The sequence below is a fragment of the Rhodococcus sp. 05-340-2 genome, from assembly GCF_002258915.1.
Classification (GTDB): Bacteria; Actinomycetota; Actinomycetes; order Mycobacteriales; family Mycobacteriaceae; genus Rhodococcoides.
Genome location: NZ_NOYU01000001.1, coordinates 17038 through 42001 on the forward strand (window position 1 = coordinate 17038; position 24964 = coordinate 42001).

Consider the following 24964-nt stretch of genomic DNA (forward strand, 5'->3'; position numbering starts at 1 on the left):
TATCTCAGCTCCGCACCTCGCGTCGAGCCGCGAACGTCACGCCCGCAACGACCATCGCGCCCAGAGCCACTGCGCCGACGACGGGAACCACCGAGCTCGACGCCGAATCGGACGCCGCGACTGCCGAGCCGCCACCTCCGGTTGCCACCGATCCGACCGGAATCTGGGTCAGCTGTCCGCGCACCGCTCCCGCCGAGAAGTCGACGGTGTGGGTGTCGGCGGCAAAGGCCGCGGGATCGGCTTCGATCTGATCGAGGGTGAATCCGGTACCGCTGTCCGCATCGGCACCGGCCGGAGTGAGGCCGGTGGTGAACGGTCCCTGCATGCAGCCGCTGCTGGTACGCGGGCCGTCGCCGATGGGGGTCGGGTTGGGGAATGCCAGACGCGGAGGTCCTGCTGCGCCCGCTGCCGCCTGGTGGATGTGCGTGGCGGTCTTGGCCGGGCTCATGTAGTCGCCGGTCACGCCTTCGAGCGCGATGTCGTAGCAGACGATGTCGAGATCGGAGTTGATGCGCAGAGTGAAGGTGCCCATCGCGCCGGGCTGCCCCGGAGTGGCGACTCCCTCACCGTTGAGCACCTGGTCGGGAGTGGCCATGGCCGTGAACGCGCTGGTGAACGAATCCGGTTCGGCGACAGGCGTATCGGCACCGGCCGGGGCAGCGGCGAACAGCATCAGCGCGGCGGCGGTGGCCGTACCACCGACGACGGCGGTGGCGGTGGATCGGATCGACGTTGCCGGGCGTGGGATCGAGCGTCTGGTCATCTCGTGTGCCTTCCGTGGGAGTATCGGGCAAGCGAGCCCGTGCAAGGTGTACGAGCGCCGATGCCAGAATGTTCAAAGCTCGGTAAAGAAATATTTCCCGCCTTCGGCATGAACGTCCGAGGGTCGACCGACGTATCCACTGTCATGAGCATCGGGAGCGTGATCGAACTGGACTTCGACGTCGCTGCCGCGTACGACGAGCACGCGTCGGCCATGCTCGGGTTCGCCGTCAACGCTCTTCGCGACAGAACTCTGGCCGAGGATTGCGTTCAGGAGACCTTCTTTCGGGCCTGGCGAGCGCGGTCCCGGTTCGAGCCGAGGCGCGGGTCGCTGCGAACGTGGCTGTTCGCCATCGAACGCAACGTGATCGTCGATGTTCAGCGGTCGCTGACGAGGATGCCGATGCCGGCCTCGGACCGGATCGAGGACATCGATCGGGGCTCGGGCGGGGTCACGCGCGACACCAGCCCCGACATCGACGAGCGGCTCCGCATCATCGCCGCGCTTGCCCTGCTCTCCCCCGAGCATCGTCAGGTCGTCGTCGCAGTGCACCTGAGCGGCAGCACCTACGCGGAGTTGTCGGAATCGACCGGGGTTGCCGTACGAACACTGCGCACCCGCACCTTCTACGCACTGCGAGCCCTACGAGACCACCTCGACGGAAAGGAGGAAACATGAGCGCATCACCCGATCGCCGAGCCGAGTTGATCGCCGCTGCCGTCGGCGACGATCTCGACGACGCCGAAACCTCCGAACTGCGCGAGCTCGCCGCGGCGGACCCCACGATCGACACCGAGATCGCCGAATTGCGCGCGATGACGGATTTTCTCGGCCGCCGTGGACCGACCGAGCCCTGGCTCGAATCTCCGACGCCACCCGACCTGCGCGAGCGAATCCTCGTCGCGACGGGCGAGTCCGAGGAACAGGCGGGCATCCAGCGGCTCGGCACGCAGCAGTTCGGACGGCAGCGGTTCGGACGGCAGCGGTTCGGACGGCAGCGCAGATCAGCAGGACTTGCCGCGGCCGCCGCAATCGTTGGCGTGGTGGTCGGCAGCGGGGTCGTGCTCGGAGTCGACGCCTACCGCCAGGACCCTACGAATCCGCCCACCGCGATCACCGGTCCACCCGGAACCCTCGGCGCGTACGAGGAGGTCGCGTTCACGACGAGTACGCCGAGCGTCGACATAGAAGGAGGCCTGGTTGCCCACACATGGGGCACCGAGACCGTCCTGGAGATGGACGGCATCTCCGATCGTGGGCCGTACGAGGTGGTTCTCGTCGACCGATCGGGTGTCGAACTCCCGTCCGGCACGTTCCTCGGTAGTGACATCACCATCGAGTGCCGGATGAACGCCGCGGTGCTGCGCCAGGACGTGACCGAGATCGAGATCCGCACGTCCGGGGGTGCCGTCCTGGCGAGCGCTCAGCTGCCGACGGCCTCGTAGCGCCCGGAGCCGGTGACGGCTTTCCTACGGTCCGAGCCGGGCCACCAGTTGCGCTCGCCGAACAGCTTCATCATCGCCGGCACCATCATCATGCGCACCAGCACCGCGTCGAACAGCACCGCAATGGCGAGTGCGAAGCCGAACTGCTTGAGCTCGAGCACGTCGGCGGTGAGGAAGCTGGCGAACACGGCGACCATGATCGCGGCGGCGGCCGTGATCGGCCTGGCGGTGTGCTCGATGCCGTCGACGACGGCCACGTCGTTGCTCGCTCCCCGCACGAACACCTCACGCATGCGGCCGATGAGGAACACCTCGTAGTCCATCGACAGGCCGAAGACGACGGCGAACACCGTCACCGGTAGATACACCTGGATGTAGCCCGGGCTCTCGAACCCGAGGATGCTCGACCCCCAACCCCATTGGAAGACGGCGACGGTCGCACCCAACGCTGCTCCGGTGACCAGCAGGTTCATGGCGACGGCCTTGAGCGGAATCACCACGCTGCGGAAGACGACGGCCAAGTAGAAGAGCGAGAAGGCCAGGACAGCGGCGACGACCCAGGCGAACTTGCCCGAGATCTCGTCGGAGGCATCGACCACCAGTGCGGTGGTGCCACCCACGGAGACGTTCGTGCCATCCGTGTCACCGGCGACGAGTGCCTGGGCACGAAGGGACCCGACGAGATCGGCGGCCTCCGACGAGTCGATCGGCACCGACGGAACCACGATCAGCAACGACCGTCCGCCCTCCGGCTGAGCCAACGCGTAGGCGACGCGATCGTCGCCGCGCACGAAGTCGGCGAACGCGTTGACGGTGGCCATCTGCTGCGGGCCCAACGGACTGTCGTCCTCACCCGTGAACACGATGGTGATGGGCGAGATGGTCCCGGGCGCGAACTTCTCGGTCAGGACCGTGTTGGCCCGTCCGGACGGTTCCGCGCTCAGCGCATCGGCACCGAGGTCGACGCCGTAGGAGATCGAACCGATGGGAATCAGGCAGACGATGAGGACCGCGGCCGACGCGGCCGTGTAGCGCCACGGACGTTCGATGACGTGCTGCGCCCACCGCGACCACCACGTGGGTACGGCGGCGTCGTGCTCGTCGACCGACGGAGGTCGGAATCTGCGCGGCAGTGACCAGGCCCCGATGCGCGGTCCCAGCACGGCGAGAATCGCCGGCAGCAGGGTCCACGCGACCACGACGACGGTGGCGATGGTGAGTGCGACGACCAAAGAGATGCTGCGCACCGCGGGAACGTCGACGATGGCGAGGGCTCCGAGTGCGATCAACACGACCAGACCGGAGATGACGATGGTGTGCCCGGCAGTACCCATCGCCGCCCCCACCGCGCGCTCGGTCCGGTCCGGATCTTCCGGAGGTCCGGCTCGACCGATCTCCTCCCGGAATCGACTGACGATGAAGAGTGCGTAGTCGATTCCCAGGCCCAGACCGAACATCGCCGCCACGGTGGTGACGAGAACGTCGAAGGTCATCACGTTGGACAACAGCGCGAACATCCCGAACGCCGCCAGCACGCCGATTCCGGTGGAGATCAACGGCACGATGCCCGCGACCACCGACCCCAGCGCCAGAACCAGGACCACGAAGGCGATGGGAAGACCGATGCTCTCGGCCCGCACTGCGTCCTCGGATTCGACGCGGGTGAGATCGACCGTCATCGGCGAATATCCCGTCACCGCCACCTCGACGCCGTCGCCGGACGCCGCGCCGATCATCTCCTGCACGCGTTCGGCCACCGCGATCCGATCGCTGGCCTCCCCGCCGATACCGACGAACGCGAGCGCCGACGTGCCGTCCTCGGAGATCGTCGGGACGAAGCCTGCGGTCTCGTAGGGGTCGACGACTCGCAGCAAGTCCGGGGACTGCCGCAGCCGACCGACGACCTCCCCTACTCGCTCACGGAACGCCGGGTCCGATGTGTTCACCGACTCGGAGGTGAACGTGACGACGAGTTGTTCGGAGCCGAACGATTCGAAGTGACGCTCGATCAGATCGTCGGCCCGGCTCGATTCGGTGCCCGGCACCGAGAAGTTGGCCCCGACGAGCGAATTCTGCAGCGCCGGATACAGAACCGCCGATCCCACCGCCAGCAGCGTCCAGATCGCCAGCACCACCCAGCGACGACGCGCAACGAGTCGGCCCCACCGGTCGCCGATGTTTCCCCTGCTCAACTGCCGGTCGCTTCGCGAGATCGTGTCGGTCATCTACGTCAACTCCCGGCTGAAGATGCGATACGTGCGGTGCGGGGCGAGTTTCGTCCGCGACAGGACCGAGCCCCTCATCCACGGACTGTCGTCGAGCACGGGAGCCGCTTCGACGCGGGTGAACCCGAGGTCGCGCATGCGCACCGACATCTCCATGATCAGCAGGGAGGACACGGCTCGATCGGGGCAATCGGGATCGACGAACAGCATGTCCACCCGCACGCCGTCGATCACTTCCGTGCGACCCGGACGCTTGACGTGCCACAGCGTCACCAGGTCTCGCGCCCAGCGCGACTTCAGGTGCGACGCCTTCGCGGCGGCCTGATTGACGTCCGGGATTCCCATCAGGAAGCCGACCGGTTCACCGTCGAGTTCGGCCAGCAGGGTGAGCCTGCGGTCGATGACCGGAAGCATCATCTTCAACAGCTCGAACAATTCCGTGTAGGACAGCGGCGAAAAGCCCCAGAAGTTCACGAACGTCTTGTTGTAGAGGTCCCGGACGATGCGTGCGTCGCGGCGGAGCGTCCGGTACTGCATCGACCGGAACGTCACTTCCGATCGCGCCTTGATCTTCTCGAAGATCTGCATGTGCCGCGCGTATTTGGGGTCGTTGTAGATGATGCACGGGTCGTCGAAGAGGTAGCTGTAGAAGTCCTTGACCGCCATCAGACCCCACTTCTCGAAGTGGGCCGCGTAGTACAGCGGATTGTGCGGCATCCCCACCAGAGGCAGTGCCGGGATCTCGTCGACGACGATGCCTGCGCTGTAGAACATCGACGGACCGAACGGCCCGGATATCGTCGCGAGCCCGCGCGCCGAAAGCCATTGCGCCGCAGCGTCGAGCAACGCCTTCGCGACGTCGTGATCGTCGACGGCCTCGTAGAAGCCGAAGAAGCCGATCGACTCCCCCGTGTACTCGGTGAACGACAGATCGTGGATGGCCACGATGCGACCGACGGCAATTCCGTTCTCGCGCGCCAGGAATGCCTTGGTGATACGGGTGGCGGCGACCGAGGGCGGCGGCGAGATGAGCACTCGACGCAGGTCCATCGACTCGTCGGGAAGGCGGTACGGGTCGCCCTGGTAGACCAGGTCCGAGACGGCCTCGAACTCGCGCCAGCCAGCTTTGCCGTCGACCTCTTCGATCGTGATCATCGTTCCTCTTCGCTCCGTTGACTGCCGTCGACGAGGATCGGTGAACGGGCCACCGTCGTCTCCCCGGCGAACACGTAATTACCTGGCCGGACGGTGATCTCGTCGACGAGTGCGTCCGGCACGAACACGTCGCACTGAGAACCGAAGCGGATCATCCCGTACTGCTCGCCGCGTTCGACGGTGTCTCCGACGGCGACGTGCGCGACGATGCGGTCGACCCAGAGATCGGCAATCTGCGTCACCGTCACCACGGCACCGGACTCGTGCTCGATCGAGATGGTGAGCCGCTCGTTGGTGAGCAGGTAGTCGCAGCCCTCGTCGTAGGGTGTGCGCCGGGTCAACAGGTTCGCGCCGACCCGCGCCATCGACTTGTTGAACGGTGCTGCGGACCGGTGGCGACGCATGCCGACGGTGCCCGACACCGGAATTCGGTTGCGGTGCACCGAGTATTCGGACATGTAGATCCCGATCAGGTAGCCACTGTCGCTCGACGCGACTCCTGCGATCTCGTCGAGGACGATCGTCCGTCCCTTCTTCACGGCGAACGCGGTACTGCCTGCCTCCACGCGTTTGACGTACGTGACGAACCCGTCGGCCGGGGCGAGCACCGCCCGCGGATCGGCCGGTGGTTCGCGGTGCGGATCGCGGAAGAAGAACCGGGTCCGCCAGTACACGAACAGCGCGAACGGAGCTGCCAGCACTGCACCGAGGGCGAGCGCCAACCGAATCCACGACATCAGTTGTGCCGCTGTTCGTCGACGCTCTCCGACCAGGTCACGAAGGCATCGGCTGCCCGGTTCCGCACCGACCCGGGCAGCAACCCGATCACCCCACACACCACGTAGAAGCCCAGTGAGAGAACGCCGTTGGTCACCTCGCGGCCGATGGGTACGTCCCGAAGGCGCACCGAGGTGGGTTCGAATCCGTCCGCCACGTCAGTTGACGGCGGCGGGCGTGAGCGTCTTGAGCTGTGCTTTCTCGAAGTAGAGCTCGAAGAGTCGGCGGTGATCGCACCAGGAGATGTCGTGGTCGACGGGCAGGATCGCCTCGGGCTTGTGCACCAGGCGCATGAGCTGATCGATGTTGTCGGCCAGCATCGTCTCGGCGAATCGAGGAGAGATGCGCGCGCTGACGCGCTCCTTGAACTCCTCCCAGCTCACCAGATCGAGCCCGAGAAGGTCGGCGTAGAGATCGTGACCGTAGCCGGTGGGATTGCTCGGCAACAGCCTCGTCAGAGGATGGCTGCGCAACGAGTTGCTCGCCATGACGTCGCACATCACGTCGACCGGAACGTAGTTCATCCCCGGGCCTTCCCAGATGGCACCGGCCGCGATCGCCAGTTCGATGATGCGCCAGAAGCTGTAGACCCGGCCCGGATCACGACCGAGTTCGGTGCTTCCGAGGATGTAAGGAGCCTCGCACAGGGTGACGGAGTAGGTGTCCGACATCGACAGCCACCCGAGCAGCGTTGCGTTGACCCACTTCATCTGTGCGTACCCGGAGTACCACCACGAATCGGGACGACGGAAATCCTCGGGCTTCTGATAGAGGTGGGCACCGATACTGCCCACGTACGTCAGATGCTTGCGGGTGGAGGTGATGCTGAATTCGAGGATGCGCAGCACGCTGACGAACCAGTCGTCGCGCAGCTCGGCGTAGCTCTCGGTGTAATCGGTGGAACTGGCACAGTTGAAGATCTGTCCCACTCCGGCAGCCAGGTCGTAGTAGGCGGTCTTGTCGAGACCGAACCGGAATTTCGTGGGAGTGCCCTCGACGATGCGGATCTTGTCTGCGTCCACCGCGATCTCGTACTGGTCGAACGTGCGCTGCAGACGCTCGAGGGCTGTTTCCTCCTCGGTGGGACGAACCATCGCGTAGACGATCTCCACCGCCGCATCACGCGTCAGTCGACCGATCAGGTGGGCGCCGAGGAAGCCGTTGGCCCCGAACACCAGCGCGGTCTCGGTCACCGGGGGTGCCATCGCCGCTACCCGTCGGCGGGTGTCCTCGTCGATGAAGGGCCGCAGCGCAGTGGGATCACCGTTGCTCAGGGCAACGACGTCCGCGTACTTACCGGCGAAGCGAAGCCCCGGGCATTCATTGGTGATCAGCGCATCCGCGTGCGGCCAGACCGGACGCAACGATCCGTCTCCGAACAGTGCTTCTACGTGCATTCGTGCTCCCCTGCAACGATCGGTGTCCCATGTCACTTCGGACCGCCAGAACGTAGCAATCCCGCGGGCTCACGACTCGCTGACCGGAAAAGTCTGGTACCCCCCATAGCGTCACTCAACTTTTGTTGAGAGGGTTCCCAACAAAACACAGCTGGGCACGACATTTGTTGGAGCAGATTACGACCGATCCGCGTTCCGCAGGACAAACAGGGTCGTTCGAAGGTCTAATCGATCTTCATGACTGCCACGGCGCCCCACCCCCTCCTGCAACCCGTACGCGATCCCAGCGGCGGCGACGCGGCAGCGGCGTGGGCGGAGATCGTGCGCGAGCAACCGCGCTACCCTCGCGTGTCCATCACGGCGAACGTGCGCATCCCGATGAGCGACGGGACGGCGTTGCGCGCATACGTCTTTCGCCCCGCGGACGCGTCGGGACGCGCGGTCGAGGGCACGTTGCCCACCGTCCTGAACCTCACGCCCTACAACAAGCTGCTGATCAAGGGCATCGACACCATCCTCGAGACCCCGGTTCTGGGCAGTGCCATCAGAACCTTCTCGTCCGCGTTCGACCTGACCGGAACCAGATTCGACGGCATCACCGAGATCACCCGAGTGGTGGCGGGCGGGGCTGCCGACCTGCTTTCGGTCAACCGCCATCTCGTGCGCAGCGGGTACGTCCAGATGATCGTCGACGTCCGCGGCACCGGCAGTTCCTCGGGCACCTGGGACGTGCTGGGTCCCCGGGAACAGCTCGACTCGCTCGAGGTGATCGAGTGGGCCCGACGCCAGTATTGGTGCAACGGCCGGATCGGGATGGCCGGCATCTCGTACTCCGCGATCAATGCGCTGCAGGCCGCGGCCAAGCAGCCCGCCGGGCTCGACGCGATATTTGCGGTCGAGGGCTCGGTGGATATCGTGCGTGAAATCTTTGCCACCGGAGGGGCCACCTCGGCGTTCATTCCACTGTGGCTCGCGGCGGTCAACGGGCTCAAATGGGCACCCGCGGTAGGCGGAGTCGACACGCTCGCCTGGCTCCGCGATCGCGTTCGATCCCCGGCCACGAATCTGTTCGACCTGGCCAAAGGCTTTGTCACAGGCGGAGATCCGCGAATCTACGACAACGAGTACTACGACACCATCGATGCCGTCATCGAAGACATCGCGGCACCGACATTTCTGTACGGTTGCTGGCACGACATCTTCGGCGGTTCCGCACCGGACATCTACAATCGGCTCGCTCTCGAACGCGGATTCAAGCAGTTGCTCGTCGGCGACGGTTACCACGGCAACCCGGGAATCGGCTTCGGCGAGCCGGGCTTTCCGCCTCGCCTGGACGTACTCGAGCGCGCCTGGTTCGACAAGTGGCTACGCGACGTGGACAACGGAATCGAGAACTACGGCCCCGTCACCCTGCGTCAGCAGGGTGGCAATTGGACTGCGCACGGACGCTTTCCGGCTCCCCGGGCGCAACCCCGCCGGCTCTACCTGTCGGCAGCGGCTTCGGGCACCGCGCCCCATGCCGTCGCCGACGGCAGCCTCACCGGCGAACCGGCCGCCGAATCCGACGTCCTCACAGTGCGCCCGTCACTGCGAGCCGTCGTATCTCGCGACACCACACAGGTTCTCGCCGGTGTGACGGCAGTCCTGGGCGGCGGCTTCACCTACGACAATCGATTCGCGGAGAGCGCAGCAGTCACCTTCACCACCGCGCCTGCCGAGTCGGACACCGTCCTGTCCGGCCCCATGAACCTGCACCTACGCGTCGTCTGCCATGCACCGGAAGCGATGTGGGCCATCATGATCTGCGACGTCGCCCCGAGCGGCCGATCGATCGTGCTCAGCAACGGAGCCCTGCTCGCCTCACGCCGAGCCGTGGACGACGAGCGATCGCTGTTCGCCCCGAACGGCGATTACACCCGTCCGTACCATCCACTCACCGAGGCAGCGTTGCTCCCGGTACCCGTGGGCGAACCCATCGCCCTCGACATCGACATCCTCACCACCGAGGCCGTCATCGCGTCCGGCCACCGCCTACGCGTGAGCGTATTCGCCACCGACGCACCGCGGTTCATCCCGATCCTGCCGGATCTGGTCCGTACGCGGCTGCGCAGACAGGACATCGACATCGATCCGAAGAATCCGAGTTACCTGGTGGTTCCGGTACTCGGTGAGCCCGGCTGGTAGGAACGAGAACATGAGAATCGAACAAGGTGTCGCGCCGACGAACTCCGTCGAGATCGCGTACGAGGACATGGGGTCGATCGACGATCCTGCAGTGTTGCTCATCATGGGCCTGTCCGCGCAATTGACGTTGTGGCCCATGGACTTCTGCACCCGCCTCGTCGACGCCGGCTACCGGGTGATCCGAATCGACAATCGCGATATCGGATTGTCCACCAAGATGACCGGGCAGAAAGTGCGAGGATCCCAGATCCTGCGCCTGATCCGGCACGAGTTCGGGATGTCCTCGGACGTGCCGTACACGATCACGGACATGGCGGCCGACGCCGTCGGCGTGCTCGACCATCTCGACATCGACTCGGTGCACGTCGTCGGTGCCTCGATGGGCGGGATGATCACCCAGGTCTTCGCCGGAAGCTATCCCGAACGAACGAAGTCGGTCGGCATCCTCTTCTCGAGCACCAACGAGCCGTTTCTGCCGCCGCCCGATCCGCGCGCGCTGCTGCCGCTCATCGGCGGAGTCGGGAAGGACGCCACCAGGGACGAGATCATCGCGCACTCGGCGAAGACGCTCGCCGCGATCGGTTCCCCCGGTTACCGCACTCCGCTCGAGGAGCAACTGGAGATCGCGCAGGTGATGTACGAGCGGAACTACAACCCGTCCGGAGTCGTCCGTCAGATGGCTGCCATCACCGGCACCGGCAGCCTGCGGCCGTACGCGAAGAAGATCACGGCGCCGACCACCGTCATCCACGGCACCGCCGACAAACTGGTGCGGCCGTCGGGCGGTAAGGCCATCGCCCGCGCCGTCCCCGACGCCGAGCTGACTCTGATCGACGGTATGGCCCACGACCTGCCCGCCGCACTGCTCGACCGCATCGCCGGCATCATCCTGGCGAACTTCGCGCGGGCGCGGGCTGCGTAGGCGAAACGGACCCATCACGCGACGAAGGCCGGCACCCGATGGATCGGTGCCGGCCTTCGCAGTAGTGCTGAGCTGATTACGCGTTCGCGTCGTCCTCGAGGAGGTTGCGCGTGCGGTTCGGATCGACCTGGACGCCGGGTCCGGTGGTGGTCGAGACGGTGACCTTCTTGACGTAACGACCCTTGGCCGACGACGGCTTCGCACGCAGGATCTCGTCCAGCGCTGCGCCGTAGTTCTCCACCAGCTTGGTCTCGTCGAACGAGGCCTTGCCGATGACGAAGTGCAGGTTGGCCTGCTTGTCGACGCGGAAGTTGATCTTGCCGCCCTTGATGTCGTTGACGGCCTTGGTCACATCGTTGGTGACCGTGCCCGTCTTCGGGTTCGGCATCAGGCCACGCGGTCCGAGGACACGGGCGATACGGCCGACCTTGGCCATCTGATCCGGGGTGGCGATCGCGGCGTCGAAGTCCAGGAATCCGCCCTGGATGCGCTCGATCAGATCTTCTGCGCCGACGACGTCGGCTCCTGCTGCCTCGGCCTCTGCAGCCTTCTCACCAGCGGCGAAAACAATAACCCGAGCGGTCTTGCCGGTGCCGTGGGGAAGGTTGACGGTGCCGCGCACCATCTGGTCGGCCTTGCGAGGGTCGACGCCGAGACGCACTGCGACCTCGACGGTGGGGTCGAACTTGCTCGACGCGGTCTCCTTGGCCAGCTTCGCGGCTTCGAGAGGCGAGTAGAGGTTGTCCTGGTCGATCTTTGCGGCCTGCTCGAGGTAGGCCTTGCTGCGCTTTGCCATGTCTGACTGTCCTTCGTTCGAGTTCAGTGTGGTTGACGAGCCTGGCCGGCTCTCCCACGTGTGATGCTTGGAGAGGCTGAGAATCAGCCTTCGACCGTGATGCCCATCGAGCGAGCAGTGCCGGCGATGATCTTCGCGGCCTGATCGATGTCGTTGGCGTTGAGGTCTTCCTGCTTGGTCTTGGCGATCTCGCGCACCTGGTCCATGGTCACCTTGGCGACCTTGGTCTTGTGCGGCTCGCCGGAGCCCTTCGCCACGCCTGCGGCCTTGAGCAGCAGCTTGGCAGCGGGAGGAGTCTTCAGCTTGAAGTCGAACGTGCGGTCTTCGTAGACCGAGATCTCGACCGGCACGACGTTTCCGCGCTGCGACTCGGTCGCGGCGTTGTACGCCTTGCAGAACTCCATGATGTTGACGCCGTGCTGGCCCAGTGCGGGGCCGACGGGCGGTGCCGGGTTGGCGGCACCGGCCTGGATCTGAAGCTTGATGATCCCGGCTAGCTTCTTCTTCTTCGGGGGCATTTCTTTTTCCTTGTATTCGCTCGGGTTTCTTGCGGTTGCTACTGCAAGTCTGTGCGCGCGGCTTCTAGATCTTGGAGACCTGGGTGAAGCCGAGCTCGACCGGTGTTTCACGGCCGAAGATCGATACCAACACCTTGAGCTTCTGCTGCTCTGCGTTGACCTCGCTGATGCTGGCGGGGAGAGTCGCGAACGGGCCGTCCATGACGGTGACCGACTCGCCGACCTCGAAGTCGACCTCGATGGTCGGCTTCGACGTGGTGTCGCCGCTCTGGTCGCTTGCGCCTGTGGTCGCTTTCGCGTCCTTCTTGGCGCCTTCCTGCGGCATGAGGAACTTGACGACCTCGTTGATGGTCAACGGTGACGGCCGCGAGGTGGCACCGACGAAACCGGTGACGCCTGGGGTGTTGCGGACAGCTCCCCAGGACTCGTCGTTGAGTTCCATGCGGACGAGGATGTAGCCGGGCAGAACCTTGCGGTTGACCTGCTTGCGCTGGCCGTTCTTGATCTCGGTGACCTCTTCGATGGGAACTTCCACCTGGAAGATGTAGTCACCGACGTCGAGGTTCTGCACGCGGGTCTCGAGGTTGGCCTTGACCTTGTTCTCGTAGCCTGCGTACGAGTGGATGACGTACCAGTCACCGGGAGCGCGGCGCAGAGCCGCCTTCATCTCGGCAACGGGATCCTCGGGCTCGGCTGTCACATCTGCATCGGCGGTCTCGCCGTCTTCGGCGGGGACATCCTCACCGGTAGCAGCGGCGACGTCGGCCTTGATGGCTTCGTCGGTCTCGCGGTCCTGAGCGGCCTGCTCCGCTTCGAGGCCCTGCTTGGTCGCCTCGACATCGGCGTCGAATGCGGCCACTTCGGTGGCGTCGTTGTGCGGCGTGCTCACGTCAGCACCCTTTCTCTAGTTTCCTGCTCGGTTCGATCGTCGATATGTCACGCAGCTGCGATCGGTCAGCCGAACAGCCAGCCGACGCCCTGAATGAAGAGCAGATCGAGGCCACTGATGTAGGCGACCATGAACGTCAGGAAGACGAGCACGACGCTGGTGTAGGTGACCATCTGCTTCTTGTTCGGCCAGATGACCTTGCGAAGCTCGGCGACGACCTCACGGAAGAACTGCAGCAGACGCAGGAACACGTTCGGCCGCTTGTCGGCTTTGACCTTGCCCGATCGAGTCCTACCGGTCTTGGCCTTGGCCGGCGCGGTGGATGCGGCCGGAGCCTTGGACATCGACACGCCCGAGGCACTACCGCGGGACCTGCTGGTGGATCGCTTGCCGGTGGGGACCACGGCGTCTGCAGCGGATTCACCGGCAGTGGTATCAGCATCGGAAGGACGGCCCTCGGAGCCAGGTGCGACGTCGTCCGAGGCCGAGGAGTTCTCGAACTCCTCCTCCGATCGACCGTCGCGCTTACCGCGCTCCTCGCTCACGTCGTTCCTCTCAGTTGCTGACACCTTGGGCAGGGGCGACAGGACTTGAACCTGCAACCTACGGTTTTGGAGACCGTTGCTCTACCAATTGAGCTACGCCCCTTCGGCCGAAACTTCTCGGCCGCTCTGGTGTCCATCCGGCTCGTACACGCGGCCCACGCACCCTCGGGAAGAGGACGCGGGCAGCGCAGAGCGCCGAATTACCCCAGAAATCTCAGTGTACTGCACACCCTTCGGAACAGATAAATCCCGTCGTCCCGGCCGTGAACTACCTCGACCGGATCGACCATGCTCAGGCCAAGCGCACCGTTGCGGTGGCTCTCCCGAAAATCTTCTTGCCCTCGAACTTCGCGACGATGGCGACGGTCGCAGTGCGCTTCTCGTCGTCCATCGACTTGATCTTGCCGGTGAACTCGACCGACGCCGCAGCGTCCGCCGGGACGTACACCGAGCTGGTGAAGCGCACGTTGTATTCGGTGACCGCACCGGGATCGCCGAGCCACGAGGTGACGAAGCCGGCACCGAGACCCATCGTCAGCATGCCGTGCGCGATCACGTTGTCCAGTCCGGCCAACTCGACGACTTCGTCGCTCCAGTGGATGGGATTGGGGTCGCCCGACACGCCTGCGTAGTTCACCAGGTCGCCGCGGGTCAGGGACACGATGCGCTCGGGAAGCTCGTCACCGACGGACACGTCGCCGAAATTACGAAGCGCCATGCATGATCACTTCCTTGACCGCGTGCGCGATGTTCTCGTCGATCTCGCCACCGGTACGGGCCACGATGGTCGTCCAGGTCGTCTGGACGACCTCACCGTTCTGATCGGTGACGATGTTCTTGGTGGTCATGATGTCGCTGCCACTCATCTGACGAAAGGACTCGAGGTGGACGTCGCAGATCAACCGGTCGCCGACCTGAATCGGCCGGTGGAATTCCAGTCGCTGATCGGTCTGCAGGATCTGACTCGGGTCGTAACCGGTGATGACCTCTTTGAACATCCGCGTCTGCGCGATGATGCCCACCAGTGAAATGAAGGTCAAGGGCGCGAGGAGACCGTCGTAACCGAGGCCCTTCGCTGCGTCCTCGTCGTGGTGCGCGGGGTGGAAATCCTGAACCGCACGCGCGTACTCACGAACCTTCTCGCGGCCGACCTCGTAGAAGTCGTCGACGCGATAATGAAAACCGACCATGGACGCCGCGTGAGCGGACACATCCATGGCCGGGACATCCTGTGGAGCTTGTGACACGGAAAGACAACCTTTTCTACCCTGGACGCAAGAGCCGTTAGGTGGAGAAGTGTGTCCTAACGCCGGGCGCCGACTGCTGAACGGAACTGCGAACCAGCGAGCCGAGCGGACTAGCGAGATTCGCGGTGAGCCCGATGCGTGCCGCAGTTGGAGCAGAACTTCTTCAGCTCGATGCGGTCGGGATCGTTCCGACGGTTCTTCTTGGTGATGTAGTTGCGGTGCTTGCAAACCTCGCAGGCCAAGGTGATCTTGGGCCGCACATCGGTGGAGGAGGCCACTGGACGCCTACTTTCGGGTAAATCTGATCAGGGTCAATCAGGACTGTTCATGAGTGCTACTGGTCGTGCTTGCCTACTGTGTAGCGGTGACCGGACTTGAACCGGCGACGCAACGATTATGAGTCGTTTGCTCTACCAACTGAGCTACACCGCCTCAGGTGCTCACCGTCCACCATCCCACGCGGGGAACGCGACGTCGAGCCATCCAATCCAGCGAGCCCCCTAACGGAATCGAACCGTTGACCTTTTCCTTACCATGGAAACGCTCTACCGACTGAGCTAAGGGGGCGAGCAACTACGCATGTTGCCGTGCGCTGAAGCCTTCAAGAGGTTACACATTCCGAGCGCCGACTACCAAATTGCGTGGTCAGCGAGCCGTTCTGGTCCCTCTTCACATGGAAACCCCAGCGAGAGAAATCCTCGCCGGGGTTCCAGGTGTGGCAGATGTAGGATTCGAACCTACGTAGGCATAAGCCGACGGATTTACAGTCCGCTCCCATTGGCCGCTCGGGCAATCTGCCGTGATGCGATCGAAGCCCGTACTGCTCTTCGGCGCGGTGAGAAGAATACAACGAACGTCCCCCCGGAACGCAAACCGGGTGGATACGGTCGGTAGCGGGCCGATAAAGTCCCAGCGGGATGTGGACCGACACCACCGCAAAATCAAATTTTCGATTCGACTGGAGTGTGAGAAGTGGCTGATTCGTCCTTCGACGTAGTGAGCAAGGTCGACCGACAGGAAGTGGACAACGCCGTCGGACAGGCCGCGAAGGAGCTGGCGACCCGCTTCGACTTCCGTGGATCCGACACCAGCATCGAATGGTCCGGCAGCGGCGAGTCCGAGACCATCGTCATCACCTCCGAATCCGAGGAGAAGGTCAAGGCCGCCCTCGACGTGTTCAAGGAGAAGCTGATCCGACGGGACGTCTCCCTCAAGGCCTTCGAGACCAACGATCCGGCCGCGTCCGGCAAGGTCTACAAGGTCACCGGCAAGCTCGTGCAGGGCATCACGACCGAGAACGCCAAGAAGATCTCCAAGAAGATCCGCGACGACGGCCCCAAGGGCGTCAAGGCCCAGATCCAGGGCGACGAACTGCGCGTGAGCAGCAAGAAGCGCGACGACCTGCAAGCCATCCAGCAGCTGCTCAAGAGCGAGGACTTCGGCATCGCACTGCAGTTCGTCAACTACCGCTAGAGCGGCTTCTCACCTGGGTCGTTCCGCAGGCTCGGCGTCAGTACGGCCGGTGGCCGGCCATCCGCTCGAGTCGCTCGATGCGGTCGGCCATCGGGGGGTGGGTGGCGAACAGCTGCCCTGCCTTATCGCCGATGCGGAACGGATTGGCGATCATCAGATGTGACTCCGCCGCCAACCGCGGCTCGGGCGGCAACGGTGCCAACTGCACCCCCTGCTCGAGCTTGCGGAGCGCCGACGCGAGGGCCAGCGGATCTCCGGTCAGCTCGGCTCCCGACTGATCTGCCTGGTACTCCCGCGAACGGGAGACGGCCAGCCGAACCAGGGTGGCCGCAATGGGCCCCAGCATCGACACCAGGAGCAGCGCGATCGGGTTCGGGCCTCCGTTGCCGCGTCCGCCGAAGATGTTGGCGAAGAACGCCAGGTTGGCCAAGCCGGAGATGACAGCAGCCATCGCTCCCGCCACCGACGAGATCAGAATGTCTCGGTTGTAGACGTGCGAGAGCTCGTGCCCGAGCACCGCGCGAAGTTCGCGCTCGTCGAGGATGCGCAGGATGCCCTCGGTGCAGCACACCGCTGCATTGCGCGGGTTGCGTCCAGTCGCGAACGCGTTGGGGTTGTTGGTGGGGCTGACGTACAGCGCGGGCATCGGCTGATGAGCCGTCGTCGCCAACTCCCGCACGATCCGATACATCGCCGGCTGCTCGAGCTCGCTCACCGGCACGGCATGCATCGACCGCAAGGCCATCTTCGCGCTGTTGAAGTACGCGTAACCGTTGACGCCGACTGCCAACACGATGGAGCCGATGAGAATGGTCGCGTTACCGAACAGCGAGCCGATGAAGACGATGAGCGCCGACATCCCGACCAGCAGGCCGAAAGTCTTCGCGCCGTTCGCGTAACCGTTCATGTCCGAAGTGCCTCCTCGTACCGGGTGTTACTACCCGATTCAACGAAAGCACCCCGACCGGCAGTTCCCGGCCGAGGTCCGAGCCGACTACCCGACGCGCTCGACGGTGTAATTCACCAACCGGCCGAGTGCATCGTTGGCCGGGCCCTGTGGCAGCAGTGCAAGTTCTGCGTGTGCCCGAGCGGCGTATTCGCCGAGTGTCTTCTTGGCCGAGACCATGCCGGGTGAACGCTGGAGCAGCTCCAGAGCCTCGGTGACCAGAGCGTCCTCGGTGACCGGACCGGCGAGGATCTCGCGCAGTCGATCGCCGTCGGCACCTTCTTCGCGCAGCGCGAAGAGCACCGGCAGAGTGTGTACGCCCTCCCTCAGGTCGGTGCCGGGAGTCTTGCCGGACTGCTCGGTGGCCGAAGAGATGTCGATGATGTCGTCGGAGATCTGAAAGGCGGTACCGACGGCGTCACCGAGGCGCTCGAGGCGTCCCACATGCTCGGCATCGCCGCCGGAGAACGTTCCGCCGAAGCGTCCGCACGAGGCGATGAGCGAGCCGGTCTTCTCCCACACGACCTTCAAGTAGTGCGCGACGGGATCGTCGGTGCTCTTGGCCCCGATGGTTTCGCGCATCTGGCCGGTGACGAGTTCTGCGAAGGTCTCGGCGATGATGCGGACGGCGTCGGGTCCAAGGGTGGACACCAGACGAGACGCGTGCGCGAACAGGTAGTCGCCCGCGAGGATCGCCACACTGTTGCCCCAGCGTGAGTTCGCACTCTCGGCACCTCGACGCATCGACGCCTCGTCCATGACGTCGTCGTGATAGAGCGTCGCCAGGTGAACCAGTTCGACGACCGTGGCCGCAGTGACGATCGCCGGATCGGTCGGCGACGGTCCCAGTTGGCCGGTGAGCACGGTGAACAGGGGCCGGAATCGCTTTCCGCCGGCCTTGGCCAGGTGCAGCGCGGCCTCGGTGAGGAACTCCTCACCGTCGGAGAGTTCGCTGATCATCAGTTCTTCGACGCGTGCGAGGCCGTCGGCGACGGATCGCGCGAGCTCCGGGTCACCCAGGTCGACTCCGGCAACGACCGTTGCTACGGCAGCGTCGTCTGTACTCACGATGTTGGTCCCTGTCCTGTCGTCGACATGCCGGCGGCAGCGGCGAAGCGCCGCTGCTCGCCTTCTACCGTAGTGAACCTAGCGTGCACACCGGTGGGACGGTGTCACCGACCACAGGTGACGCTTCACTCACCGAGGTTGCCGGAGATGACTTCGAGCGTCACGGCCATCGCTGCCGACGCCCTGTCACCCAACGAGTCGGTCGGTGCAGTCATCAGAGCGTCGAGCAGGATCACGTGCGGAATTCTGCTGGTGACCACGAGTTCTCGCTGGAAGCCGACGTCACGCACGGCCACCACCACGCGTTCACACGGCGGCGAACGGAGACCCTCGACGCACCCGTTCGTAGAAGTCGGGATACTGGAACACGTGAGCACTCCCCACCCCGCCCCACCCACCACGACCGACGTTCTGGTCGTGGGCGCGGGCCCCGCAGGATCGTCCGCTGCGGCATGGGCCGCGCGATCCGGCCGCGACGTCGTCCTGGCCGACGCGGCAGTGTTCCCCCGCGACAAGACGTGCGGTGACGGGTTGACGCCACGTGCCGTCGCCGAGCTCGATCAGCTCGGTCTGGGCGAGTGGGTGCGCAGCAAAGCGCGCAACCGAGGACTGCGACTGAGCGGATTCGGGCAGGAACTGGAACTCGAGTGGCCGAGCCGATCACTGCCGACCATCGGAAGTGCGGTTCCCAGAACCGAACTGGACAACAGGATTCGCGTCGCCGCAGTCGAATCCGGAGCCGTGATGGCCGAGGGAGCCAAGGCCGTCGCCGTCACCCGCGACGGCACTTCGGTCCGCTCGGTAACCCTTCAGACCGCTGACGGTGCACACGAGATCTCCTGCCGCACACTGATCGTCGCCGACGGTGTCCGCTCGACTCTGGGCAAGCAACTCGGGCGGCAATGGCATCGCGACACCGCATTCGGCGTCGCTGCTCGCGCCTACATCGACTCGGGCCGTAGCGACGACGAGTGGATCAGCTCGCACCTCGAATTACGCGACGCCGCAGGCACTCTGCAGCCCGGTTACGGCTGGGTCTTCCCGTTGGGCGACGGAACCATCAACATCGGCGTCGGCACCTTGGCCACCGCCAAGAGGCCGGCACCAGGAGCGCTGCGCCCCCTACTCGACCTCTACACCCACCAGCGCCGCGGCGAATGGGACCTCAGCGGGGAGTTGCGCTCGGTGGCGTCGGCGCTGCTGCCGATGGGCGGCGCGGTCTCGGGAATCGCGGGCACCAACTGGGCCATCATCGGCGACGCCGCAGCCTGCGTGAACCCACTCAACGGCGAGGGCATCGACTACGGACTCGAAGGCGGTCGCATGGTCGTCGACCTGCTCGATCACCCCGACCTCACCGACGCCTGGCCGAGCCTGCTGCGCGAGCACTACGGGCAGTCCTTCTCCATCGCTCGACGCCTCGCCGGACTGTTGACCGTGCCCAGATTCCTGCCCGCAGCAGGACCGGTGGGCATGCGCTCACGCGCACTGATGAAAGTCGCCGTCCGCTGCATGGGCAACCTCATCACCGAAGCGGACAGAGACCTCGTCGCCCGCACCTGGCGGGCGTCGGGAACCGGATCGCTGAAAATCGATTCCCGGCCGCCCTTTTCGTGACACCAGGGAGCGTCAGGGGCGAATTGCCTTGTGCAGAGCCACAATTCCGCCGGTGAGGTTGCGCCACTGCACGTCGGTCCAGCCCGCGTCGGTGATCCGCTGTGCCAGTTGTTCCTGCGTCGGCCACGCGCGGATGGACTCGGCGAGATAGACGTACGCGTCGGGGTTGCTGCTCACGGCGCGAGCGACTTTCGGCAACGCCTTCATCAGGTACTCCATGTACACGGTGCGGAACGGACCGAACACCGGCGTGGAGAATTCCGAGACGACGAGCCTGCCACCGGGCTTGGTGACGCGGGCGATCTCGCGCAGGCCGGCGTCGAAATCCGAGACGTTGCGGAGGCCGAAAGAGATGGTGGCGGCATCGAAGCTGGCGTCGGCGTATGGCAGTGCCATCGCGTCACCTGCGACCATCGGAACGCCTCGTTGCAGTCCTGCCTGCAGCATGCCCTTGGAGAAATCGGTGGCCACGCACCAGGCTCCGCTGCGACCGAGTTCGACGGTGGAGACGCCGGTGCCTGCGGCGAGGTCGAGTACCCGCTCGCCAGGTTTGAGATCGAGGGCGCGCCGAGTCAGTTTGCGCCAACTCCGGTCCTGCCCGAACGACAGAACCGTGTTGGTGATGTCGTATCGACGGGCGACGCCGTCGAACATCGACGCCACCTCGTGGGGCTCTTTTGCCAGGGTTGCGCGTGATGTCTGGGCCACGAGGTCCAGACTACTCAAGCAACGTTCACTGCCTGTGGCGCTGTGATGCCTTGCACGTCGTAGTAGTGCGAGATCAGCTCGTCGCAGATGGCGGGCCAGGTTCGGTGCAGCACCGATTTGCGGGCCGCGTCACCGAATCGTGCGCGGGTGGTGGGTTCGGCGAGGGCTCCGACGGCGCTGGGAAGCAGTTCGGTGAACTTGTCGACCGGCAGCAGGTAGCCGTTGCGGCAATGCGAGACCAGATCGCGCGGGCCCCCGGCGTCGGGTCCGATGACGGGGACGCCGCTGGAGAGGGCCTCTTGGACTGCCTGGCAGAAGGTTTCGTGTTCGCCGGGGTGGACGAAGATGTCGAAGCTGGCGTAGGCCCGAGCGAGTTCGTCGCCGCCGAGTTGTCCGGTGAAGATCGCGCTCGGCATCAGGGTCTGCAACGCTGCGGTGTCGGGTCCACCGCCGACGATCACCAACTGGATCGACGGGTCGGTGGCCAGTACGGCGAGCCGCTCGACGTGCTTCTCCGGGGCGAGCCTACCGACGAATCCGACGATCAGCTTCTCGTCCGCTCCCCACTGGCTTCTGAGCGTCTGCGACGTGGCCGAGGGTGCGAAGCGGACGGCGTCGACTCCTCGCGCCCACCGGTGCACGCGCGGAATGCCGTGCAATTCCAACGCGTCGACGGCCGAGGTGGACGGAGCCAGGGTGCGGGCGGCGCCGCGGTGCAATCTCCTGGTCCAGCGCCACGCGGCCTTCGAGGTGAGGCCCAGTCCGTAGCTGGCGGCGAAACCGGCGACGTCGGTCTGGTAGACGGCCACCGCGGGCACGTCCAGTCGGTTGGCGGCGGCCAGGCCGCCCGCTCCGAGCAGGAACGGTGACGCCAGATGCACGACGTCGGGGGCGAAGGCGCGCATAGCCGAGACCATGCCGAGGCCCGGCACACCGACGGGCAGCGAGCTCACCTTCGGCACCATGACGGACGGCACCCGATGCACCGGAACGTTGTCGTGCCACGTCGCGGCTCTGGGACCGGACGGGTTGTCCGGGGCGATGACGATGGCGTCGTGCCCCGTCTTGTCGAGGTGTTCGAGGACACGGATCACCGAGTGGGTGACGCCGTTCATGTTGGGCAAGAACGATTCCGCAACGATGGCTACTCGCACGATCCTCAGTGTGGGTGGCCCCGCCGTCGGCCAGGTATGGACAACGTTACGTGTGGGCCAACGTCACACGAATTGCGCGAGCACCCACGACGGATCCGGGTTGGTGCGATGTTCGGAGCCCGCGAACACCGTGGGAACCGTCTCGTTGCCGTCGTTGACGGACCGAACCCGCGCGGCCGCAGCCGGATCCTGGCGGATGCTCGTCCAGACGGCTTTCTTTCCGCGCAGCAGCAGCGCCAACCGCAAGCAGAAGATGCACCCTGGACGCCAGTAGATCAGCGGCACGGATCTCTCTGTCGCCTGTGTGCGCGACGCATCGTCGGACAGGGAACTCGGATACAGCACCGGAGTCGTCAGAACGAGAAGGAACACCGCGACGAGCACCATCACCACGATCGACGACGCGATGTTGCCGAAGTTCACCAACGCGAACCCGGCCCCTGCGGCGAGGGCAGCGATGGCCCACTGCTTCGCATTACGCATTCTTGGCCTCCTTGCGACGTAGCCAGAACAGCACCGGGCCGGCGACCAGCCACGTGACGACGATGACGGATCCGGCCGGAACGATAGCGACGGCGGCGTCGCGGCCGGCGACGCGAACCAGCTCGACGTCCGGGTCGGCCTTGTAGTACTCGACCTCGATGCGTTGACCGGCGATGAGGTTGGTGGGGTACAGCACCCCCAGTGGCGGGTTGTGTGTCACGCCGTCGGGGGTGATGAAGCTGACGGCCGAGCGCAACTTGCCCGCGGACAGCACCTCGGCGGTGGCGGTGCCCTTGTCGGAATCGATGGTGACGTCGTTGCGCCAGGCTCCGACCACCAGAAGCACGGCCAGGACCGAAATCGCAACGGCGACCACGAGCACGACCAGCCGGGTCCTGTACAGCGTTCGGCTGGCTCCGTCGGTATCGGTCACAGCGATCAGATTACTTCGCAGCCGACGCGACTCCGCTCGGGTAGCGTCTGCACTCATGTCGCGCAGCTTCGAGTTCACCGTCGAATCGTCCAATCCCCCCGCTGACGTGCACGCAGCACTCACCAGCGAGGACCAGTGGGAGGCGCGATTCGCCAAGGCGAAGAAAACCGACGGGTACGAGCTGACCAAGCACGACGACGGCGGTTTGACCGTCGACATCTCCGAAGAGGTCGGTACGTCCGAGCTCCCCGGCTTCGTCACCAAGGTCATCAAGGGCAAGCTGATCGTCTCGCGCACCGACCATTGGGGCCCGCTCGAAGGCGACCACGCCGAGGGCACCCTGATCGGCGGCACCACCGGTTTGCCCGCGAAGGTGAACGGCACCCTGTCGTTGCGACCCAACGGAACCGGCGCGAAACTGATCGTCAAGGGCGAATCGACAGTGAAGATCCCCATCGTGGGCGGCAAGATCGAGGACCTGATCAACAAGATGATCAAGGACATGATCGACCAGGAAACCGGCGAAACCCTGGAATGGGTTGCAGCGCAGCAGAGTTAGCGGCCCACCACGCTCTACAGTCGCGCCCTGATTGCCGCGTGCAGCTCGCGCAGTCCCGATCGCTCCGTGGTCACTTCCAGCACCCTGATTCCCGTGGCATGGCCGGTGAGTTCGGTTGCCAGATCGGCCAAGTCGACCAGGTGGTGCTCCACGCGGTAGGCACCGCACAGTGCGCCGAGGTCCATGCCGTGGGGCGTGCCGAAGACTCTCTCGAACACCCCCGCGTACTGCGGGTCGCCTTGTTCGAGGAGCTCGAAGATGCCGCCGCCGTCGTCGTTGGCGACGACGATCGTCAGGTCGTCAGGTCGAGGTTCACCGGTGCCGATGAGCAGGCCGGCCGCGTCGTGCAGAAACGTCAGATCGCCGAGAAGTGCCACGGTGCGCCGCTTTCCGGACATCGCGGCACCGATGGCCGTCGAAACGGTGCCGTCGATACCGGCCACGCCGCGGTTGGACAGAACCTTCACGTCGGGGTTCGGTGTCGCCACCAGGGCCGCGTCGCGCACGGGATTGGACGCTCCGAGCACCAGCTGGTCACCTGGCTGCAGGGCGGACATCACCACGTCGGCCACATGCAGTCCCGTCGGCTTGGGATGCTCTGAAAGTTGTTCGTGCACAGCCTGTTCGGCTCTCTCGGACAGAGCGGCGCAACGAGCGATCCAGGCGGGGTCGGGCGCGCCGGTTGTGACCGCCCGAGTGCCGGTGGCCAGGACGTTGCCGGAGACGTCGGGCCAGCGCGGTCCGGTGGTGAGCGCGATGACGTCGACTGCAGGGTCGGCCAGCAGAGCCGAGACCTGTCGATGCAGCGTCGGCCGCCCGGTGATCACAGCCTGGCGCGGCTTCAACTGCGCAAGAGCCAAGGGATGCAACGGGATTCCATGCAGGGGTGCGGTCGGCTCGGCGACGGTCGGCAACCCGGCCAGCTCCGGACGCACGGCACCGCCGTGACCGGAGACGACCACGGTGTCGACAGTCAGATCCAGTTCGACGGGAACGTCCAGTGTCGCCTGGGTGGTCGAGGTCCACGGCATTCCATCGGGCCGACCCTCCGGACGCGCGCCGGGATCGCCGATCGCAGGCACCAGAGGCTCACGCAGTGGGATATCGAAGTGCACCGGCCCGGCGTTGCCGGATCGTGCTCCGCGCGCAGCCGCGATGACGCGGGAGACGGCGCTGCGCCACTGACTGTTCTGCTTGGGTCCTTCCTCGGCGAGCCCGAGGCTGATCGTCGCGCGCACCTGGGATCCGAACAGGCCGAGCTGCTCGATGGTCTGGTTGGCACCGGTGCCGAGCATCTCGTACGGGCGGTTGGCGCTGATGACGATCAGTGGAATGCGGGCGTAGTTCGCTTCGAGTACGGCAGGCCCCAGATTGGCGACCGCGGTTCCCGACGTCATCACCACCGGGACGGGCTGACCACTCCCCAGGCTCAGGCCGATCGCCAGGAAGCCGGCGGTTCGCTCGTCGATCCGCATGTGCAACCGCAGGCGGCCGGCCACGTCTGCCTCCTGCAACGCGAACGCCAACGGGGCGTTCCGCGAGCCGGGGCACAACACGACGTCTCGGATCCCGCTGCGCGCCAGTTCGTCGACGACTGCGGTGGCCTGTGCGGTGGACGGATTCACAGTTTCAAGAGTGTCAGACGCGTCGGTCGGACGCC

General features: G+C 65.2%; 28 protein-coding genes and 4 tRNA genes. 7 read left to right on the plus strand and 25 right to left on the minus strand.

Annotated features, from left to right (window positions below; all coding sequences use genetic code 11):
* Positions 1-4: 4 nt before the first annotated feature.
* On the minus strand, positions 5-763 hold the full coding sequence (locus tag CH271_RS00085) for a CHRD domain-containing protein (protein ID WP_037187126.1): 759 nt from the start codon (positions 761-763) through the stop codon (positions 5-7).
* Between the two features lie 144 nt (positions 764-907).
* Here CH271_RS00085 and CH271_RS00090 point away from each other — a divergent pair, with 144 nt between their 5' ends.
* Positions 908-1441 (plus strand): sigma-70 family RNA polymerase sigma factor, encoded by a 534-nt coding sequence (locus tag CH271_RS00090; RefSeq protein WP_230596135.1) that lies wholly within the window; start codon positions 908-910, stop codon positions 1439-1441.
* Positions 1438-2208 carry a hypothetical protein gene (locus CH271_RS00095; RefSeq protein WP_094631933.1) on the plus strand — a complete coding sequence of 257 codons (771 nt, stop codon included), beginning with the start codon at positions 1438-1440 and terminating at the stop codon, positions 2206-2208. Before CH271_RS00090 ends, CH271_RS00095 begins: the two co-directional genes overlap by 4 nt.
* On the opposite strand, the gene CH271_RS00100 is transcribed toward CH271_RS00095, so the two are convergent.
* Genes CH271_RS00100 through CH271_RS00120 form a run of 5 tightly spaced genes read right to left on the minus strand, consistent with a single transcriptional unit; the run spans position 2187 to position 7762 of the window.
* Positions 2187-4433: an MMPL family transporter gene (locus CH271_RS00100; protein WP_094631935.1), complete on the minus strand. Its 2247-nt coding sequence runs from the start codon at positions 4431-4433 to the stop codon at positions 2187-2189. The genes CH271_RS00095 and CH271_RS00100 overlap by 22 nt on opposite strands.
* Positions 4434-5588, minus strand: coding sequence for a hypothetical protein (locus CH271_RS00105; protein ID WP_094631937.1), 1155 nt, complete (start codon positions 5586-5588; stop codon positions 4434-4436).
* Entirely contained in the window at positions 5585-6325 is a 741-nt protein-coding gene (locus CH271_RS00110; RefSeq protein ID WP_037187119.1) for a phosphatidylserine decarboxylase, read from the minus strand. The genes CH271_RS00105 and CH271_RS00110 overlap by 4 nt, the downstream gene beginning before the upstream one ends.
* Positions 6325-6522 (minus strand): serine/threonine protein phosphatase, encoded by a 198-nt coding sequence (locus CH271_RS00115; protein ID WP_094631939.1) that lies wholly within the window; start codon positions 6520-6522, stop codon positions 6325-6327. Before CH271_RS00115 ends, CH271_RS00110 begins: the two co-directional genes overlap by 1 nt.
* Before the next feature lies 1 nt (position 6523).
* Complete coding sequence (locus CH271_RS00120; protein ID WP_094631941.1) at positions 6524-7762, minus strand: SDR family oxidoreductase; 1239 nt, start codon at positions 7760-7762, stop codon at positions 6524-6526.
* A 237-nt stretch (positions 7763-7999) separates the two neighbouring features.
* Between CH271_RS00120 and CH271_RS00125 the strand changes: the two genes are divergently transcribed.
* Positions 8000-9946, plus strand: a complete 1947-nt coding sequence (locus CH271_RS00125; protein ID WP_094631943.1) for a CocE/NonD family hydrolase — start codon at positions 8000-8002, stop codon at positions 9944-9946.
* A gap of 10 nt (positions 9947-9956) precedes the next feature.
* Positions 9957-10868 carry an alpha/beta fold hydrolase gene (locus tag CH271_RS00130; RefSeq protein WP_037188689.1) on the plus strand — a complete coding sequence of 304 codons (912 nt, stop codon included), beginning with the start codon at positions 9957-9959 and terminating at the stop codon, positions 10866-10868.
* Positions 10869-10944: 76 nt separating this feature from the next.
* On the opposite strand, the gene rplA is transcribed toward CH271_RS00130, so the two are convergent.
* The 11 genes from rplA to CH271_RS00185 form a co-directional block, all read right to left on the minus strand.
* Entirely contained in the window at positions 10945-11664 is a 720-nt protein-coding gene (gene rplA, locus CH271_RS00135; protein ID WP_027498276.1) for a 50S ribosomal protein L1, read from the minus strand.
* 83 nt (positions 11665-11747) lie between these two features.
* Complete coding sequence (gene rplK, locus CH271_RS00140; protein ID WP_008713829.1) at positions 11748-12182, minus strand: 50S ribosomal protein L11; 435 nt, start codon at positions 12180-12182, stop codon at positions 11748-11750.
* Between the two features lie 64 nt (positions 12183-12246).
* Positions 12247-13071 (minus strand): transcription termination/antitermination protein NusG, encoded by an 825-nt coding sequence (gene nusG, locus CH271_RS00145; RefSeq protein ID WP_094631945.1) that lies wholly within the window; start codon positions 13069-13071, stop codon positions 12247-12249.
* Between the two features lie 65 nt (positions 13072-13136).
* Complete coding sequence (secE, locus tag CH271_RS00150) at positions 13137-13616, minus strand: preprotein translocase subunit SecE (RefSeq protein ID WP_037188687.1); 480 nt, start codon at positions 13614-13616, stop codon at positions 13137-13139.
* 30 nt (positions 13617-13646) lie between these two features.
* Positions 13647-13719: transfer RNA gene (locus CH271_RS00155), tRNA-Trp, on the minus strand.
* Positions 13720-13908: 189 nt separating this feature from the next.
* A complete protein-coding gene (gene hadB, locus CH271_RS00160; RefSeq protein ID WP_037187111.1) occupies positions 13909-14334 on the minus strand; it encodes a (3R)-hydroxyacyl-ACP dehydratase subunit HadB in 426 nt (141 codons plus the stop codon).
* Positions 14321-14833 carry a (3R)-hydroxyacyl-ACP dehydratase subunit HadA gene (gene hadA / locus CH271_RS00165; protein ID WP_052047287.1) on the minus strand — a complete coding sequence of 171 codons (513 nt, stop codon included), beginning with the start codon at positions 14831-14833 and terminating at the stop codon, positions 14321-14323. Before hadA ends, hadB begins: the two co-directional genes overlap by 14 nt.
* 140 nt (positions 14834-14973) lie before the next feature.
* The gene (gene rpmG, locus CH271_RS00170; protein WP_027498281.1) at positions 14974-15141 is read right to left on the minus strand and encodes a 50S ribosomal protein L33; all 168 of its coding nucleotides are present in this window, start codon (positions 15139-15141) and stop codon (positions 14974-14976) included.
* Positions 15142-15222: 81 nt separating this feature from the next.
* A tRNA-Met gene (locus CH271_RS00175) sits at positions 15223-15295 on the minus strand.
* A 62-nt stretch (positions 15296-15357) separates the two neighbouring features.
* Positions 15358-15430, minus strand: a tRNA-Thr gene (locus CH271_RS00180).
* Between the two features lie 149 nt (positions 15431-15579).
* Positions 15580-15662, minus strand: a tRNA-Tyr gene (locus CH271_RS00185).
* A 173-nt stretch (positions 15663-15835) separates the two neighbouring features.
* Here CH271_RS00185 and CH271_RS00190 point away from each other — a divergent pair.
* Positions 15836-16336 carry a YajQ family cyclic di-GMP-binding protein gene (locus CH271_RS00190; protein WP_037187107.1) on the plus strand — a complete coding sequence of 167 codons (501 nt, stop codon included), beginning with the start codon at positions 15836-15838 and terminating at the stop codon, positions 16334-16336.
* Between the two features lie 37 nt (positions 16337-16373).
* Here CH271_RS00190 and htpX read toward each other — a convergent pair whose 3' ends face one another.
* The 3 genes from htpX to CH271_RS28625 all read right to left on the minus strand — a co-directional run bounded on the left by htpX (position 16374) and on the right by CH271_RS28625 (position 18640).
* Positions 16374-17243, minus strand: coding sequence for a zinc metalloprotease HtpX (htpX, locus tag CH271_RS00195; protein WP_037187105.1), 870 nt, complete (start codon positions 17241-17243; stop codon positions 16374-16376).
* Positions 17244-17330: 87 nt separating this feature from the next.
* The gene (locus CH271_RS00200; protein ID WP_008713814.1) at positions 17331-18350 is read right to left on the minus strand and encodes a polyprenyl synthetase family protein; all 1020 of its coding nucleotides are present in this window, start codon (positions 18348-18350) and stop codon (positions 17331-17333) included.
* Between the two features lie 125 nt (positions 18351-18475).
* Positions 18476-18640, minus strand: a complete 165-nt coding sequence (locus CH271_RS28625) for a hypothetical protein (RefSeq protein ID WP_179274588.1) — start codon at positions 18638-18640, stop codon at positions 18476-18478.
* 79 nt (positions 18641-18719) lie between these two features.
* Here CH271_RS28625 and CH271_RS00205 point away from each other — a divergent pair, with 79 nt between their 5' ends.
* Positions 18720-19967, plus strand: coding sequence for a geranylgeranyl reductase family protein (locus tag CH271_RS00205; RefSeq protein WP_094631947.1), 1248 nt, complete (start codon positions 18720-18722; stop codon positions 19965-19967).
* Between the two features lie 12 nt (positions 19968-19979).
* Here CH271_RS00205 and CH271_RS00210 read toward each other — a convergent pair whose 3' ends face one another.
* From CH271_RS00210 to CH271_RS00225, 4 genes are all read right to left on the minus strand, one after another.
* On the minus strand, positions 19980-20675 hold the full coding sequence (locus CH271_RS00210; RefSeq protein WP_094631949.1) for a demethylmenaquinone methyltransferase: 696 nt from the start codon (positions 20673-20675) through the stop codon (positions 19980-19982).
* A 14-nt stretch (positions 20676-20689) separates the two neighbouring features.
* Complete coding sequence (locus CH271_RS00215; protein WP_179274589.1) at positions 20690-21829, minus strand: glycosyltransferase family 4 protein; 1140 nt, start codon at positions 21827-21829, stop codon at positions 20690-20692.
* Between the two features lie 63 nt (positions 21830-21892).
* Complete coding sequence (locus CH271_RS00220) at positions 21893-22312, minus strand: glutaredoxin domain-containing protein (RefSeq protein WP_256986101.1); 420 nt, start codon at positions 22310-22312, stop codon at positions 21893-21895.
* Positions 22305-22745: a DUF3592 domain-containing protein gene (locus tag CH271_RS00225; protein ID WP_179274593.1), complete on the minus strand. Its 441-nt coding sequence runs from the start codon at positions 22743-22745 to the stop codon at positions 22305-22307. Before CH271_RS00225 ends, CH271_RS00220 begins: the two co-directional genes overlap by 8 nt.
* 55 nt (positions 22746-22800) lie before the next feature.
* On the opposite strand from CH271_RS00225, the gene CH271_RS00230 reads away from it, so the two are divergent.
* Entirely contained in the window at positions 22801-23304 is a 504-nt protein-coding gene (locus CH271_RS00230; RefSeq protein ID WP_037187096.1) for a DUF2505 domain-containing protein, read from the plus strand.
* A gap of 14 nt (positions 23305-23318) precedes the next feature.
* On the opposite strand, the gene menD is transcribed toward CH271_RS00230, so the two are convergent.
* Complete coding sequence (gene menD / locus CH271_RS00235; protein WP_094631951.1) at positions 23319-24929, minus strand: 2-succinyl-5-enolpyruvyl-6-hydroxy-3-cyclohexene-1-carboxylic-acid synthase; 1611 nt, start codon at positions 24927-24929, stop codon at positions 23319-23321.
* Between the last annotated feature and the right edge of the window lie 35 nt (positions 24930-24964).